We start from the raw sequence: 1123 nt of genomic DNA on the forward strand, positions 1-1123 counted from the left end.
TGTGGCGTTCTATTTGATGATGGCGTTGTGCGTCCACATGCGCAAACACAACTGGTTTGCTCAACAAGGCATGCAAGAGCCGAAACTGATGGAGCTGATCGACCTTGTCGCACTGGGCACTGTTGCTGATGTTGTGCCGCTTGATGAGAACAACCGAATTCTGGTGCATCAAGGTTTGCAGCGCATTCGTGCGGGGAAAGCGCGCCCAGGTATTCAAGCACTGATTGAAGTGGCGAAACGCGATGCGCGACGTTTGGTGGCATCGGACTTCGGCTTTGCATTGGGGCCGCGTATTAATGCCGCTGGCCGTTTAGACGACATGTCTTTTGGTGTTGAGCTACTGATGTGTAACAACATCCATGCTGCACGTCGCATGGCCAGTGAGCTTGATGGGCTCAATCAGACTCGTAAAGAGATTGAAGAAGGCATGAAGCAAGAAGCGATGGCGTTTTGTGAACGTTTGCAGTTTGGCGAAAACAGCGAGCTGCCATACGGCTTATCGCTGTTCCAACGCGATTGGCACCAAGGTGTGATTGGTATTCTCGCTTCGCGTATCAAAGAGAAATTCCATCGCCCAGTCATTGCCTTTGCTGACGGTGGTGAAGGGACGATCAAGGGTTCCTGTCGTTCGATTCCTGGATTACACATGCGTGATGCGTTGGACTTCATCGATACGCAAAATCCAGGTTTGATCATCAAGTTTGGCGGTCACGCGATGGCGGCAGGCTTAACCATCAAAGAGCAAGATTTTGAGCGTTTCAGTCGTTTATTCGATGAAGTGGTGAAAAAAGAGCTCGACGAAGCGGCTCTAAAAGGCGTGATTCTTACTGATGGCGAGTTAAAACCGGAAGAGTTTTCTATGCACATTGCGGAGCAGTTGCGCGCTGGTGGGCCATTCGGACAAGCTTTTCCTGAGCCAATCTTTGATGGTGAGTTTAAGGTGTTACACCAAAAATTGGTGGGAGAAAAACATCTTAAACTGATGTTGGAGCCTTTATACAAAGGGCATCCGACCAATGTGATGATTGATGGAATTGCATTTAACGTCGATTTACGCCGTTGGCCTGACGCATCGGTCAAAACTGTACGTTTGGCCTACAAGCTGGATGTGAATGAATTTCGT

The 1123-nt window shown here is 49.2% G+C and carries 1 protein-coding gene; it reads left to right on the top strand.

The features are described from left to right. Nucleotides 1-1123: DHHA1 domain-containing protein (locus R8N46_RS25235; RefSeq protein ID WP_318189780.1), on the top strand; the 1123-nt coding region annotated here is incomplete at both ends.

This window comes from Vibrio sp. 1874 (assembly GCF_033344395.1).
Classification (GTDB): domain Bacteria; phylum Pseudomonadota; class Gammaproteobacteria; order Enterobacterales; family Vibrionaceae; genus Vibrio; species Vibrio alginolyticus.